Origin of the sequence: Pacificibacter marinus, from assembly GCF_900109555.1 — a bacterium.
In the GTDB taxonomy this organism is placed as follows: domain Bacteria; phylum Pseudomonadota; class Alphaproteobacteria; order Rhodobacterales; family Rhodobacteraceae; genus Celeribacter; species Celeribacter marinus_C.
In genome coordinates, this window is record NZ_FNZV01000015.1 from 84,589 (window position 1) to 97,960 (window position 13,372).

Genomic DNA, 13,372 nt, shown 5'->3' on the forward strand with positions numbered 1-13,372 from the left:
GGTGTCACTGTTACACGAATTACGTATTCTTTTTACCCGACAACCCTTTGAGAACACGGGGCAATCTGCGCAAAGATTTGTACATATCGATATGCGTTTGCATCGCCACTGCGGGGTAGCCCATCATGGCTTTTCCTTTGGGAACATTCGACAAAACCCCTGATCCCGCGCCAATAATAGCATTCGATCCGATAGTGATATTGTCTGCAGCCCCCGCCTGTCCGCCCATGACGCAAAAATCGCCCAGAACGGTTGATCCCGCGATTCCGACTTGCCCGCAGAGCAAACAATGCGCACCAACAATAACGTTGTGACCAATGTGAACTTGGTTATCAAGCTTACTGCCAGAGCCAATCTGAGTGGCACGAATGGTGCCTTGATCGATCGTGACATTCGCACCGATTTCAACATCGTCACCAATGGAAACGCCACCGATAGAGGCGATGCGCAGCCAGCTTTGCCCCTGCGCCTCAACTGCAGCGCCAAGGCTTTCACGCGCTTGTTCAACGGCAGATTTTTCTTGGGTGACGAACGAAAACCCATCAGCACCGATCACCGCACCGGGTTGAATATAGATGCGATCCCCAATCTGGGCACGTGCCCCGATCCGCACACCAGAATGGATCACCGCATCCGCACCGATCTGCACAAAAGCGCCGATGCTGACCTGTGGCGCGATCTGACTGCGGGCACCGATAATTGCGTTGGCACCGACAACCACAAGCGGACCGATGCGCACATCTGCGCCGATCTGAGCACTAGGATCAATCACCGCGCTGGGGTGAATGCCGGGGGCCAAGCCCAACCCTGCATCGAAACTCGCTGTAATCGCAGCCATCGCAAGACGCCCACGGCGCACCATAATGGCGGCTTCAAGCCCCAAGGATTGCCAATCGGCCCCATCCCACAGAACAGCTGCACGAGCTTTGCCCTTGGCAAGGTCTGGTGCAAATTTCGGGTCCATCGCCAAGGCTAAATCGGTCTCACCGGCCGTTGCAGGTTCGCTAGCGCTTGTCACTATCAAGTCGCCGTTGCCCTCAAATGGGGCACCGATACGTTGCGCCAGATCAAAAAGAGTGATGCCAGTCATGAGGGATCCTTTAGAACGATTTTCATGTTCTTACATAATGGCATCGCGCGCTCAATGAAAGGACAGAGGCGCAGGGCGCACTGACTATCGCAGCGTCTTATAAGAACTGTGGGGATCACATACAAAAAGGGCACCCATTAAGGTGCCCTTTTGAAACATCCAATATCGTCAAAAATTAGCCGCCAACAGAGCGTAACTGCACGCCTTTGCTTTCCAAGGCGGACCAAATTTTTGCATCGCGACCATATACATCACGGCGATATTCCATGCCGCCTTTTGGTAAAGTCACAGCCGTCCGGTAAATCAAATGCACAGGCACTTGTGTTTCTAACGGAACGACAGATTCTACACCTGTTTTCAAACGTGTTTGGAACAGGCCAACAGGATCATTGCTTTGCTTTGCCAGCAGCGCATATGCAAAATCAAACGGGTCATTCAAACGAATACACCCATGTGAAAAAGCACGCGATTCACGGCCAAAAAGGCTTTTGGCAGGCGTATCATGCAGGTAAATGTTGTATTTGTTGGGGAAAATAAATTTCACGAGACCCAACGCATTGCGGCGTGAAGGAGGTTGTTTGATATTAAACGGAAACGTTTTTGCAGTGTAGGCGTTAAAGTCGATGCTTTCACGGCTCACCGTTCTGCCACGCGAGTCAACAAGGCGCAAATGCCCCGCTGCTCCAGGATTTTTTTTCATCATCGGCAGATATTCTTTAACCGCGATAGACCGCGGAACATGCCATGTTGGATTGATCACCAAGTGTTCCATCACGTCGGAAAACTCAGGCGTGCGGCGGCTTGAATCATTGGCGCCCACGACAGAGCGCGTTTCAAACGTAACGTTTCCGTCGTCTATAATCTTAGCTGTGAAGTCGGTGATATTGACCAAGACGTGGCGTTTTCCACGGGAAATGTTGGTCCAGCGTTCGCGTTCAAGAGCGACGTAAATGGAAGTCAAACGGTTCAGTGGCTCGACATTGATCTCTTTCAACGTTCCAGCCCCAGCCACACCATCAACGGACAATCCGTGGCGCGATTGGAACAATTGAACAGCTTTTTGCACGCTTTCGTCATACACAGTTGTGGCACTGCGACGCATGTATCCCATTGCAATCAAACGATTGCGCAAAGCGATAACATTGGCGTTTGATTGACCAGGTTCAAGTTTTTGACCGGCAACCTTTGGCCCCCATCCGCCTGCTCCAAGTGTTTTTTCAAGCGCAAGTTTTTCTTTCAACAAACGCGTGTACTCAGGCGACGTGGGTGTCAATTTTTTGAGATATGCCGCGGGGGATGATTTGGCAAAACTATCAAGAAGCGCCACACCATCGCGATATGGCACCTGACGCACGATGCCAGCGTCGATGCGTGATGGCACAAGCTGGCCTGTTTGCATGTCGCGGGCGTAATCAAGAAACAATTGCGCCATGGCAACTTCAGTGCGACCTAAATCACGATCTGATTTGATGGCGCGCATATTGGCTTGCAACAATGCGGTGTCATAGGGAGCGATCCCGTGATCTGGCGCGGCCTGCAAAGCGCGTAGCAACGCTTGGCGACGACTGCGCGCCCGACCAGAATTATCCACAAAAATGGGTTTGTACCCTGTCGCACGGTAATATTCAGAAACATCTTTGGACTGCGACGCCGCCTCTGCAATTGATTGCATCAAAGCCGTCACTTGTTGGGCAGCCCCCTTTTCAGGTGAGCCAATACAAAAAGCCAAAGACAGAATGGCTAAAAACGCGAAACGAGCACCACGGGCCACGACATATGTCGGACGCGCAGCAGTCATTATCCAAGAAACCGGTGACAAAAACATGATTATCCTCAAAAAAGACAGCTAACAGGGGCGTAAAATATCCGACTTTCATAATTGATGTGAGGGGGAATCTGTTCGCAAATGCGCCTTGTGATCGACAAAGCACACATTTAATTGTGATGTCTTTTTGTCAAAATTCCCCTTGCCCTCATCAATATCCGAAATCGGTCTTTGCAAAATATTTAGACTTTGAAGGTACTTGCACATTACATGCGCAAATTTCTGCCTATTTAATGGTCGTTTAGCACCACCAAGCAAACCGACACTTGGACCATGAATCACTTTGTGCCATAAGACGGGCAGACGCATTCCTGATTTAAGAGTGGCAAGGAACTGATACTGATGCAAACATTTGCACAGGCATTGGTTAAGATAATGTCACATTAAACCACTGTGCGGGGCTTATTTTGATACTTTTAAAATAAGTCACAGATCTCTATTACGGCTATGTGGTGTGATTTAGATCAATGTTGGCAACAGTCAACGTTTTAGAATGCTGATAAAATCAGCACAATCGGACGAACCGCGTTGAGGCGGGGTTGATAAAAACGGGACGCTTAAGATCATGACGACACCTAAGTCTAGCGCAATCACACGGCGCACCCTTTTGCGAAGCTTTGCAGCGGCAAGTCTTTCTGCCGCACCAGTTTACGCAAATGCAGCTGGATTTTTACGTGGGTCCGGCGACATACGCCGCCTGCGCATGTATTCAGGCCGCACAGGCGAAAGCATTGATACAATTTATTGGGTCGAAGGCGAATACATCAAAGAAGCATTGAAAGAAGTCACGTATTTCATGCGGGATTGGCGCAACAGCAAACTCAAATCCATTGACGCGCGCACCGTAGACATTATGGCAGCAGCACACGCATTGATGGATGTGGATGAACCCTACATGTTGCTGTCTGGCTATAGATCACCAGAAACCAACAATATGCTGCGGTCTCGATCAAGCGGTGTCGCAAAGAATTCTTTGCACATGCAAGGTCAAGCTGCTGATTTGCGTTTGAAATCACGCTCTGTCAGCCAAATGGCATCTGCCGCAAAGAATTGTTCTGCAGGTGGTGTTGGCGCATATGGCGGATCCAATTTTGTGCACATGGATTGTGGTCCTGTGCGCACGTGGCGAGGCTAACCCTCACACCTGTCGCGCCTGCATAATATGGTGCCACGCATATATTATGTCTCTCATAAAAAAACCGCCCCCAAGGGCGGTTTTTATTTTTAAATACAAGAATAACGCGTCGTTAGACGGTCACGGGCGCTGGGATGTCGATATTCAAAACATCGCTGACCGCTTGCGCCGCTTCGCCACCTTTTTTGACGAAATGCTCGGTATAAAATTTGACGTGATCGTCTGAGGCGTGGAAATGATGTGGCGTCAACGACACCGAAAACATTGGCACTTCGGTTTCAAGTTGCGCCTGCATCAAGCCAGACACAACAGCATCCGCGACGAAATCATGGCGGTAAATACCACCATCCACAACCAAAGCCGCAACCACGATCGCATCGTAATTGCCTGTTTTGGCAAGACGTTTTGCCAACAATGGCGCTTCAAACGCGCCGGGGACATTGTAAACATCCGTCACAGAGGCGGGTGACAGGTCAGTCATTTTCGCACAAAACCCATCATAGGCTTTGTCAACAATGTCTGCATGCCAACGGGCGCGAATAAACGCGATACGAGAAGCTGATTTTTCGAATTTAGACGTCATATTTGTCATTTTGGAACCCTTGAGTTTACACCTTTAGGTCCCAGAGCACGAAGGAACATAAACCTGAGGCCAAAGCCCCCTGTTCATCTTCCATTCTCTACCATCCGGACTTTAACCGTCGGCTTTGGAATTCCACCAAATCTGCTGACCCAAGCATTTTACAATGCAAGGCGCTCGCGGGCTATAACCGCCGGTGGGGAATTACACCCCGCCCTGAGAACTGATGGAAATTTAGTCATGCACCATCAAAACGTCAAGAGCTGGCGCAAGGATTGAACGCAGGGTCGATTTACATTTGTCATGTATTTACGCTAGAATTTCACAACCGCGCCACCCGCTTAAGATAATCTTTCAGCGTCTTTTGTTCTTCGGGTGAAAACTCTTGCATCAAACGCGCGTCATAGCTTTGCGCCGCTTGGGACAAATCCTCATAGGCTTTCAACCCATGTCGCGTCAGCCCAAGCAAGGCGTGCCTGCGATCTGATGGCACCTCGGTGCGTTTGATGAACTGCTTTGCTTCAAGCGCTGTGACCGCGCGCGACACCTTGGTTTTATGCAACCGCGCCCTGTCGCACACATCTTTGGCCGTCATATCGCCATAACGCCCCAGATGAAACAACAGCCGCCACTCTGTTCGCAGCATACCGTATTTATCTTTATACAGACGTTGAAAGCCCAGACTGGTTTCTTCGGCCGAGAGCGCCAAAAGATAGGGCAGAAAATCTTGAATATCAAAGGATGCATTTTGTATCATTTGGACAAACTATATCTTGTTAGTTACATTTTCAACTAATACCAAAGATCAATTGCACCAGAAAAAAGGGACGCCCCATGACTTTGGCACCGCACCGCACACAGATGACACAAGCTCCTAGTTTGGGCGGCCCGAACGCGGGCTATATGTCGGGATTTGGCAATGATTTCGAAACCGAAGCCCTGCCCGATGCGCTGCCCCAAGGCATGAACAGCCCGCAAAAATGCAACTACGGTCTGTACGGCGAACAACTGTCAGGCACAGCCTTTACAGCGCCAAGCCACCAAAACGAACGCACGTGGTGCTACCGCATTCGTCCATCCGTAAAACACACTCACAGGTTCCAAAAAATCGATATGCCCTATTGGGTCTCGGCGCCCCATATCGACCCTGATGTGATCAGCCTTGGCCAATACCGCTGGAATCCTGTTCCCCATTCAAATGTGCCACTCACATGGATCACTGGCATGCGCACCATGACCACAGCGGGCGATGTGAACACCCAAGTTGGGATGGCGAGCCATGTGTATTTGGTCAACACCTCGATGGAGGACAGCTATTTTTACAGTGCGGATTCCGAACTTTTGGTGGTCCCCCAAGAAGGCCGTCTGCGCTTTTGCACCGAGCTTGGCATCATAGATATCGAGCCACAAGAAATCGCCATTTTGCCCCGCGGCCTCGTGTACCGCGTTGAGGTTCTAGACGGTCCTGCGCGCGGCTTTGTCTGCGAAAACTACGGGCAGAAATTCAACTTGCCAGGGCGGGGTCCAATCGGGGCCAATTGCATGGCCAATCCGCGTGATTTCAAAACACCGGTCGCAGCATTTGAAGACCGTGAGGTGCCAAGCACTGTGACGATAAAATGGTGCGGTCAATTTCATGAAACCAAAATCGGGCATAGTCCCTTGGATGTGGTCGCATGGCACGGCAATTATGCACCCTGCAAATATGATCTACGCACATATTGTCCTGTGGGCGCTATCTTGTTTGATCATCCTGATCCGTCGATTTTCACCGTTTTGACCGCCGATTCCGGTGTCGAAGGCACCGCTAACATTGATTTTGTCTTGTTCCGAGATCGCTGGATGGTGGCCGAAAATACGTTTCGCCCGCCATGGTACCATAAGAATGTGATGTCGGAATTGATGGGCAATATTCACGGTATTTACGATGCAAAGCCCAAAGGGTTCATCCCCGGCGGGATCAGTCTGCACAATATGATGTTGCCGCATGGGCCCGATAAAAATGCCTTTGAAGGCGCATCCAATGCCGATCTCAAAGCTGAAAAACTTGAACACACAATGTCGTTTATGTTCGAAACACGCTTTCCACAGCATCTGACCAAATTCGCGGCCACCCAAGCCCCTTTGCAAGATGATTACATCGATTGCTGGAGCGACATTGAAAAGAAATTCGATGGCACAGCGGGCAAAAAATAGCCCGAAAGCCACCGCCTTAATCGACTGATATACAGAAAGAACGCGCATGACACTTATCAAAAGTTGGGTCACATCTGCCAATGACGCAGATCATCCTTTTCCGCTGAACAACTTGCCCTACGGCGTGTTTTCTATTGGCGATGATGAGCCGCGTTGCGGTGTGGCCATCGGCGATATGATTTTGGATATGCCCGCCGCGCAAGACGCTGGCCTATTGGGCTTTGGCGATGCGTTCGATGTGCCCTATTGGAACGATCTGATGGATATGGGCCCTGTGGCTTGGACAACCTTGCGCGCTCGTTTGACCGACCTTTTGGCAGAAGGATCGAAAGACCAAACAACAGCCACGCCGTTTTTGGTGCCCCAATCTGTGGCCACCTTGCACATGCCGCTCGCAGTGTCCGAGTACACCGATTTTTACGCTGGTATGCAGCATGCGAAAAACATGGGAGCGATCTTGCGTGGCTCACCTGATTTGCCCGCCAACTGGCTGCATATCCCTGTGGGCTACAACGGGCGTGCCTCATCCGTTGTGGTGTCTGGTACAGACATTCATCGCCCCAATGGCCAGATGAAAGCCCCCGATGCCGACATGCCAAGCTTTGGCCCCACCAAGCGCTTGGATATAGAATTGGAACTGGGGGCCATCGTGGGCACAGGGTGCGATATGGGTACGCCGATCACGGTGGACCAAGCCGATGAAATGATCTTTGGCTATGTGTTGCTCAACGACTGGTCCGCCCGAGATATCCAAGGCTGGGAATACCAACCGCTTGGCCCTTTTCAAGGCAAGGCATTTGGCACCACCATCAGCCCATGGATTGTCACTGCTGAAGCGTTAAGCCCTTTTCGCGCCCCGACACCTGTGCGCGAAAAACAGCTTTTGCCGTATCTCAACAGCACCAAAGACGGACTGTATGACATCGAACTTGAGGTCTTGATGCAGCCTGCGGGCGCCGAGACCGCCACATCCCTATCCAAAACCAACTACAACCGCATGTATTACTCCGCCTCTGAGCAGTTGTGCCACCATGCCGTGGGCGGATGCGGCATGTCTTCGGGTGATTTGCTGGGCTCTGGCACCATTTCTGGACCGACACCTGATGAATACGGGTCGCTTATGGAAAAAAGCTGGGCGGGACGCGAGCCATTCAAACTCGACACTGGCGAGACCCGCAGCTTCATCGAGGACGGCGATACATTAACACTGCGCGGTGCGGCGCGCGGCGATGGCTATACCATCGCCTTTGGCGACTGCACCACCACCATCCTGCCCGCACATAAATTCCCCGTATAAGGACCATATATCATGGCAAAAGCATTCGCATCCCAAGGCGACACAAGCGAGAAAAAGATCACCTTTGATGAAGTGGGCAAAGGGCTTTACGCCTTCACTGCTGAAGGAGATCCAAATTCGGGCGTCATCATCGGTGACGAGAGCGTGATGATTGTCGAAGCCCAAGCCACACCACGACTGGCACAAAAAGTCATCGACTGCGTGCGCTCAGTGACAGACAAACCGATTTCACATGTGGTTTTAACCCACTATCACGCCGTGCGCGTGCTCGGCGCGTCGGCTTACGGCGCAGATCAGATCATCATGGGCGACACCGCGCGCGCCATGGTGGTTGAGCGTGGCCAAGAAGATTGGGATTCCGAATTCCAACGCTTTCCGCGCTTGTTTGAAGGCCACGAATCCATCCCCGGCCTCACCTATCCCACCACGACGTTTTCCGATGACATGACCGTCTATCTCGGCAACCGCCGTGTGGATTTGATGCATCTGGGCCGCGCCCACACAGCAGGCGATATCGTCATCCATGTGCCCGATGAAAACGTCATGTTCACGGGGGACATCGTCGAAGATCATTCAGCCTGTTACTGTGGCGATGGCCACTTTGGCGACTGGGGTCAGACGCTTGATAACATTGCAAGTTTCGATCTGGATGCCATCGCTCCTGGTCGTGGTGGCGCACTGATTGGCAAAGCTGCCGTGGCGCGTGCGATTGAAAGCACTCGTGATTTTGTCGACAGCACTTATGCGCCAGCCGCGCGCGTTGCAGCCCGTGGTGGCAGCCTAAAAGACGCATGGGATGCGGTGCGCGCGTCGTGTGACCCAAAATTCAAAGACTACGCCATTTACGAGCATTGCCTGCCGTTCAATGTGGCCCGCGCCTATGACGAAGCACGCGGCATTGACACCCCGCGCGTGTGGACCGCCGAGCGTGATCTGGCGATGTGGGCCCAATTGCAAGGTTAAATTTGCAAGACCAAGCGAACAGGAGGCCAGATCATGGTCGATATCAGATACGATTTGGCCTTTACGCTTTATCCATATGAAAAGGTCGCAGCACAAGATCACCCCCCTGCCCGTCACCCTGTTGTGGTGATTGGCGGCGGGCCTGTGGGCATGGCGTTGGCGGTTGATTTGGGGCAGCGCGGCACCCCTGTGCTGCTGCTGGATGATCACGAAGGGGTCGGCCAAGGGTCGCGCGCGATCTGTTTTTCCAAACGCACGCTTGAGATTTGTGATCGTCTCGGGTTTGGCCAAGCTGTGCATGACAAAGGCGTGATTTGGAACGTGGGGCGTGTGTTTCATGGTGAAACCCCCGTGTTCAATTTTGATTTACAACCTGAGGATGGGGATAAATTTCCAGCCTTTGTTAACCTGCAACAGCCGTATTTTGAAAAATTCGCTACTAAAGCAGCGCGGACGGCACAAAACCAAGGTGCGCCAATTGAAATACGTGGCCGCAATCGTGTCACGCAGATCGATCAACATGACACATATGCGGTGCTCACAGTTGAAACCCCAGATGGGTCATATCAGATCGAGGCAGATTGGGTCATTGCCTGTGATGGCGCGCGCTCACCCAGCCGCAAGATGTTGGGGCTTGAGTTTAAAGGCCGCGTCTTTGAAGACAATTTCCTGATAGCAGACGTCAAAATGACTGCTGATTTTCCATCCGAACGTTGGTTTTGGTTCGAACCGCCGTTTGAGGGCGCTGGCCAATCCGCTTTGCTGCACAAACAACCAGATGATATTTGGCGGATTGATTTTCAATTGGGCTGGGACATTGACCGTGATGCCGAACTTGACCCCGCCAATATTCGACGACGCGTGGATGCGATGCTGTCCAGTCAAACTGGCACCGTGCCCGCCTATGATTTGGAATGGATATCTATCTATACATTTCAATGTCGCCGGATGGAAAAGTTTGTCCACAATCGGGTGATTTTTGCTGGTGATGCCGCGCACCAAGTGTCGCCTTTTGGTGCGCGTGGGGCCAATTCTGGATTGCAAGACATCGACAATCTCGCATGGAAATTGGAATTGGTTGTCAAAGGCTTGGCTGGTGACGCGTTGATTGAAAGTTATGACATGGAACGCTCGCATGGGGCGGATGAAAACATCTTGAATTCCAGCCGCGCCACTGATTTCATGACCCCAAAATCCGCCATCAGCAAAGTGTTTCGCAACGCCGTATTGACCCTTGCGCAAAAGCACGATTTTGCAAGGCCTTTGGTCAACTCAGGCCGCTTGTCCGTGCCCTGCATCTATGATGATCTGCCGTTGAATGGTCCAGATATGATGACGGGTCCTGCACGCACCCGTGTTGGTGCAAGCTGCCCAGATGCGCCATTTGGCGATGGGTTTTTGCTTGAAAACATAGGTGGTAAATTCACGCTTTTGGTCCTCAACACCCAAGCGCCACAGGATCTTTGCGAGGCAGGGATTGAGATCGAAACCCTGATCACACACACGCCCTCAGCTGAACTGCGAACCAGATATCTAGGACAGCATGACGCGGCAGTGTACCTGATCAGACCTGATCAACATATCGTGGCCCGCTGGCCTACATTCGATGAAACAGCTCTACGCGCCGCCTTGCGCACAGCCATTGCAAAGGACAGGGTATGAGTCTGATTTTACACCCGAACATCAAAAACACTGATGGGTTTTATGACACGCTTTTGGGCGCACATGACGGGCTATCCAAAAGCGAAAGCGATGCGTTCAATGCACGGCTTATTCTGATCTTGGCCAACCATATCGGGGATCGTGAAATTCTAACGCAGGCCTTGCTGGCCGCCAAATTATGACCTCATCCAAACAAGATGTCAGACTGTTTGAATATTGGCGGTCATCGACAAGTTACAGAGTGCGCATTGCTTTGAAATTGGCAAAAATTAACTATACATCTATGGCCATTGATTTGTTGGACATGGACCAAAAGTCGCCAGATCATCTGGCGCGCAATCCGCAAGGTTTAGTGCCTGTTCTGGACATAGACGGGCAATACTTTAGCCAATCGCTTGCCACCATCGAATACCTTAACGACACACGCGATTTACACCTTTTGCCGCACGATCCCATTGCAAAAGCCAAGCATCGCGCCTTGGCACAGGCCATTGCCATCGACCTGCATCCTGTGTGCAACCTATCAGTTTTAGCCTATGCCACATCCAGCCCTGATCACACATCCAAACAGTGGGCAAAGCATTTCATCACGCCGGCTTTAAACACCTTTAACACTTTGCTGCGCGAATTTACGCAAGCGCCATTTTGCGATGGAGATACCCCAAGTTTGGCGGATTTGTGCCTGATACCTCAGCTTTACAATGCGGACCGTTGGGGGATCGATTATTCACACTGCGCGCGCATTCAAACCGTGCGTGATGCATGTGCGGCTCATCCTGCGTTTCAAGCGGCCCATCCAGATCGCAATCACGCCTGATCCAATGGTAAAACCGTCGATGATTTGATCGTTCCCAAAGCGATCGACGTGCGCACATTTTGCACAGCATCATGGGACAACAGAACCTTATTAATGAAATCAGATAGGTCTTCCAGATCGGCACTGACAACTTTGATGTGGTAATCCATCTCGCCAGTCAACGCATAGGCATCCAAAACTTTTTCGTTCGATTTTAAGAGCTTGCGCAAATCTTCGGCATTGGATTCATTATGATTGTTAAGCGTCACAGAAATCATGCTTGTCAGCGCAATCCCGACTTTCAGCGGATTGACCCGCGCCACATATCCTTCAATCACACCGCTAAGTTCTAACTGCGTGCGACGGCGAGAGCATTGCGATGACGACAGTCCGACACGTTCGGCCAATTCGCCATTGGTCAAGCGGCCATCATGTTGCAACGCTGACAGAATTTTGCGGTCAAATACATCCATTTGGATATTCCAATCATATTTAACCCAAATCATGCACATATAATGCAAACAAATGCAATCTGGTACACCCTTTGCATCCTTCGTGCACGGCACCTGTTGTATCTTAAATCAAACACATCGCACACAAGGATATCGCCCATGGGACCCTTTCCGCACAACACGACACGCGCCCAAATCACCGCTGAAAATCCAGCTGGCACAGACGGGTTTGAATTCGTCGAATTCGCACACCCTGAGCCTGAAAAGCTGGAAGCGCTGTTTGCACAAATGGGCTATTCAGCGGTCGCCAAACATAAGTCCAAAAACATCACAGTCTGGCGTCAAGGCGACATCAATTACATCGTCAACGCCGAACCGAATTCCCACGCTGCGGCATTTATCGCAGATCACGGACCTTGCGCGCCAGCAATGGCATGGCGCGTCGCGGATGAGCAACACGCATTTGATCATGCGGTAAAATGCGGCGCGACGCCCTATACTGGCGATGGCAAAACCTTGAATGTGCCTGCCATTGTGGGCATCGGCGGATCGCTTTTGTATTTCATCGACACATATGGCGACACAGGATCGGCCTATGACGCAGAATTCGATTGGCTCGGGGCACGTAATCCAAAACCTGAAGGGTTGGGGTTTTATTATCTCGATCACCTCACCCACAACGTGTTTCGCGGCAACATGGACACTTGGTGGGATTTTTACCGCAACCTGTTCGACTTTACTCAAATCCATTTTTTCGACATCGAAGGCAAACTCACAGGTCTGATCAGCCGCGCGATCACATCGCCTTGTGGCAAAATCCGCATTCCTTTGAATGAAAGCACCGATGACAAAAGCCAGATCGAGGCCTATTTGCACAAATACAAAGGCGAAGGCATTCAACACATCGCGGTCGGCACTGAGACAATTTACGATGCCACAGACAAGCTGGCCGACAATGGTTTGAAATTCATGCCTGGCCCGCCAGACGCCTATTATGACCTATCGCAAACGCGCGTGAACGGCCATGACGAACCCCTAGATCGGATGAAAGTCCACGGTATTTTGATTGATGGCGAAGGCGTGCGTGACGATGTGAACGGCGATAGATTAACCAAAATTTTACTACAGATCTTCTCGAAAACCGTGATTGGTCCGATCTTTTTCGAATTTATTCAACGCAAAGGCGACGAGGGATTTGGCGAAGGCAACTTTCGTGCCTTGTTTGAAAGCATCGAAGAAGAACAAATTCGCTCTGGCGAGCTGAGCGCCCCTGCCGCGCAATAAGATTTCCCCACCCCAAGGCCGCGGGGGTCCGCGGCCTTGGGGTTTCAGGCAAAGTGCCTTATTTTACACGTCGCTTTTTACGCGTCGTTGAC

Annotated in this window: 13 protein-coding genes and 1 riboswitch; of the genes, 8 read left to right on the forward strand and 5 right to left on the reverse strand. The window is 51.2% G+C overall.

Annotation, left to right across the window (positions count from 1 at the left end):
- Positions 1-19 precede the first annotated feature (19 nt).
- Together lpxD and BM025_RS16435 are read right to left on the reverse strand one after the other, a co-directional pair.
- On the reverse strand, positions 20-1,090 hold the full coding sequence (gene lpxD / locus BM025_RS16430) for a UDP-3-O-(3-hydroxymyristoyl)glucosamine N-acyltransferase (protein WP_085850458.1): 1,071 nt from the start codon (positions 1,088-1,090) through the stop codon (positions 20-22).
- 175 nt (positions 1,091-1,265) lie between these two features.
- Positions 1,266-2,888 carry a L,D-transpeptidase scaffold domain-containing protein gene (locus BM025_RS16435; protein ID WP_085850551.1) on the reverse strand — a complete coding sequence of 541 codons (1,623 nt, stop codon included), beginning with the start codon at positions 2,886-2,888 and terminating at the stop codon, positions 1,266-1,268.
- A gap of 592 nt (positions 2,889-3,480) precedes the next feature.
- Here BM025_RS16435 and mepK point away from each other — a divergent pair.
- Positions 3,481-4,050 (forward strand): peptidoglycan L,D-endopeptidase MepK, encoded by a 570-nt coding sequence (gene mepK / locus BM025_RS16440; protein WP_085850457.1) that lies wholly within the window; start codon positions 3,481-3,483, stop codon positions 4,048-4,050.
- Between the two features lie 112 nt (positions 4,051-4,162).
- Here mepK and BM025_RS16445 read toward each other — a convergent pair whose 3' ends face one another.
- On the reverse strand, positions 4,163-4,642 hold the full coding sequence (locus tag BM025_RS16445; protein WP_085850456.1) for a 6,7-dimethyl-8-ribityllumazine synthase: 480 nt from the start codon (positions 4,640-4,642) through the stop codon (positions 4,163-4,165).
- A 79-nt stretch (positions 4,643-4,721) separates the two neighbouring features.
- Positions 4,722-4,858, reverse strand: a riboswitch (FMN riboswitch).
- Positions 4,859-4,952: 94 nt separating this feature from the next.
- Positions 4,953-5,387, reverse strand: coding sequence for a MarR family winged helix-turn-helix transcriptional regulator (locus BM025_RS16450; protein WP_085850455.1), 435 nt, complete (start codon positions 5,385-5,387; stop codon positions 4,953-4,955).
- A gap of 77 nt (positions 5,388-5,464) precedes the next feature.
- On the opposite strand from BM025_RS16450, the gene hmgA reads away from it, so the two are divergent.
- From hmgA to maiA, 6 genes are read left to right on the forward strand one after another with little or no spacing between them, the layout of a single operon-like run.
- Entirely contained in the window at positions 5,465-6,826 is a 1,362-nt protein-coding gene (gene hmgA / locus BM025_RS16455; protein ID WP_085850454.1) for a homogentisate 1,2-dioxygenase, read from the forward strand.
- Between the two features lie 46 nt (positions 6,827-6,872).
- The gene (gene fahA / locus BM025_RS16460) at positions 6,873-8,123 is read left to right on the forward strand and encodes a fumarylacetoacetase (RefSeq protein ID WP_085850453.1); all 1,251 of its coding nucleotides are present in this window, start codon (positions 6,873-6,875) and stop codon (positions 8,121-8,123) included.
- Positions 8,124-8,135: 12 nt separating this feature from the next.
- The gene (locus BM025_RS16465; RefSeq protein WP_085850452.1) at positions 8,136-9,086 is read left to right on the forward strand and encodes an MBL fold metallo-hydrolase; all 951 of its coding nucleotides are present in this window, start codon (positions 8,136-8,138) and stop codon (positions 9,084-9,086) included.
- 33 nt (positions 9,087-9,119) lie between these two features.
- A complete protein-coding gene (locus BM025_RS16470; protein WP_085850451.1) occupies positions 9,120-10,748 on the forward strand; it encodes an FAD-dependent oxidoreductase in 1,629 nt (542 codons plus the stop codon).
- Positions 10,745-10,930 carry a DUF2783 domain-containing protein gene (locus BM025_RS16475; RefSeq protein WP_085850450.1) on the forward strand — a complete coding sequence of 62 codons (186 nt, stop codon included), beginning with the start codon at positions 10,745-10,747 and terminating at the stop codon, positions 10,928-10,930. The genes BM025_RS16470 and BM025_RS16475 overlap by 4 nt, the downstream gene beginning before the upstream one ends.
- Entirely contained in the window at positions 10,927-11,565 is a 639-nt protein-coding gene (maiA, locus tag BM025_RS16480) for a maleylacetoacetate isomerase (protein WP_085850449.1), read from the forward strand. The genes BM025_RS16475 and maiA overlap by 4 nt, the downstream gene beginning before the upstream one ends.
- Here maiA and BM025_RS16485 read toward each other — a convergent pair.
- The gene (locus BM025_RS16485; RefSeq protein WP_085850448.1) at positions 11,556-12,017 is read right to left on the reverse strand and encodes an Lrp/AsnC family transcriptional regulator; all 462 of its coding nucleotides are present in this window, start codon (positions 12,015-12,017) and stop codon (positions 11,556-11,558) included. The two genes, maiA and BM025_RS16485, sit on opposite strands and share 10 nt — an antisense overlap.
- A 138-nt stretch (positions 12,018-12,155) precedes the next feature.
- On the opposite strand from BM025_RS16485, the gene hppD reads away from it, so the two are divergent.
- Positions 12,156-13,280, forward strand: a complete 1,125-nt coding sequence (gene hppD, locus BM025_RS16490) for a 4-hydroxyphenylpyruvate dioxygenase (RefSeq protein WP_085850447.1) — start codon at positions 12,156-12,158, stop codon at positions 13,278-13,280.
- Positions 13,281-13,372 lie beyond the last annotated feature (92 nt).

What these genes read in the sequence shown, in the direction of transcription:
- lpxD (WP_085850458.1), bottom strand. Translation starts at nt 1,090, where the DNA reads ATGACTGGCATCACTCTTTTTGATCTGGCGCAACGTATCGGTGCCCCA.
- BM025_RS16435 (WP_085850551.1), bottom strand. Translation starts at nt 2,888, where the DNA reads ATGACTGCTGCGCGTCCGACATATGTCGTGGCCCGTGGTGCTCGTTTC.
- mepK (WP_085850457.1), top strand. Translation starts at nt 3,481, where the DNA reads ATGACGACACCTAAGTCTAGCGCAATCACACGGCGCACCCTTTTGCGA.
- BM025_RS16445 (WP_085850456.1), bottom strand. Translation starts at nt 4,642, where the DNA reads ATGACAAATATGACGTCTAAATTCGAAAAATCAGCTTCTCGTATCGCG.
- BM025_RS16450 (WP_085850455.1), bottom strand. Translation starts at nt 5,387, where the DNA reads ATGATACAAAATGCATCCTTTGATATTCAAGATTTTCTGCCCTATCTT.
- hmgA (WP_085850454.1), top strand. Translation starts at nt 5,465, where the DNA reads ATGACTTTGGCACCGCACCGCACACAGATGACACAAGCTCCTAGTTTG.
- fahA (WP_085850453.1), top strand. Translation starts at nt 6,873, where the DNA reads ATGACACTTATCAAAAGTTGGGTCACATCTGCCAATGACGCAGATCAT.
- BM025_RS16465 (WP_085850452.1), top strand. Translation starts at nt 8,136, where the DNA reads ATGGCAAAAGCATTCGCATCCCAAGGCGACACAAGCGAGAAAAAGATC.
- BM025_RS16470 (WP_085850451.1), top strand. Translation starts at nt 9,120, where the DNA reads ATGGTCGATATCAGATACGATTTGGCCTTTACGCTTTATCCATATGAA.
- BM025_RS16475 (WP_085850450.1), top strand. Translation starts at nt 10,745, where the DNA reads ATGAGTCTGATTTTACACCCGAACATCAAAAACACTGATGGGTTTTAT.
- maiA (WP_085850449.1), top strand. Translation starts at nt 10,927, where the DNA reads ATGACCTCATCCAAACAAGATGTCAGACTGTTTGAATATTGGCGGTCA.
- BM025_RS16485 (WP_085850448.1), bottom strand. Translation starts at nt 12,017, where the DNA reads ATGGATGTATTTGACCGCAAAATTCTGTCAGCGTTGCAACATGATGGC.
- hppD (WP_085850447.1), top strand. Translation starts at nt 12,156, where the DNA reads ATGGGACCCTTTCCGCACAACACGACACGCGCCCAAATCACCGCTGAA.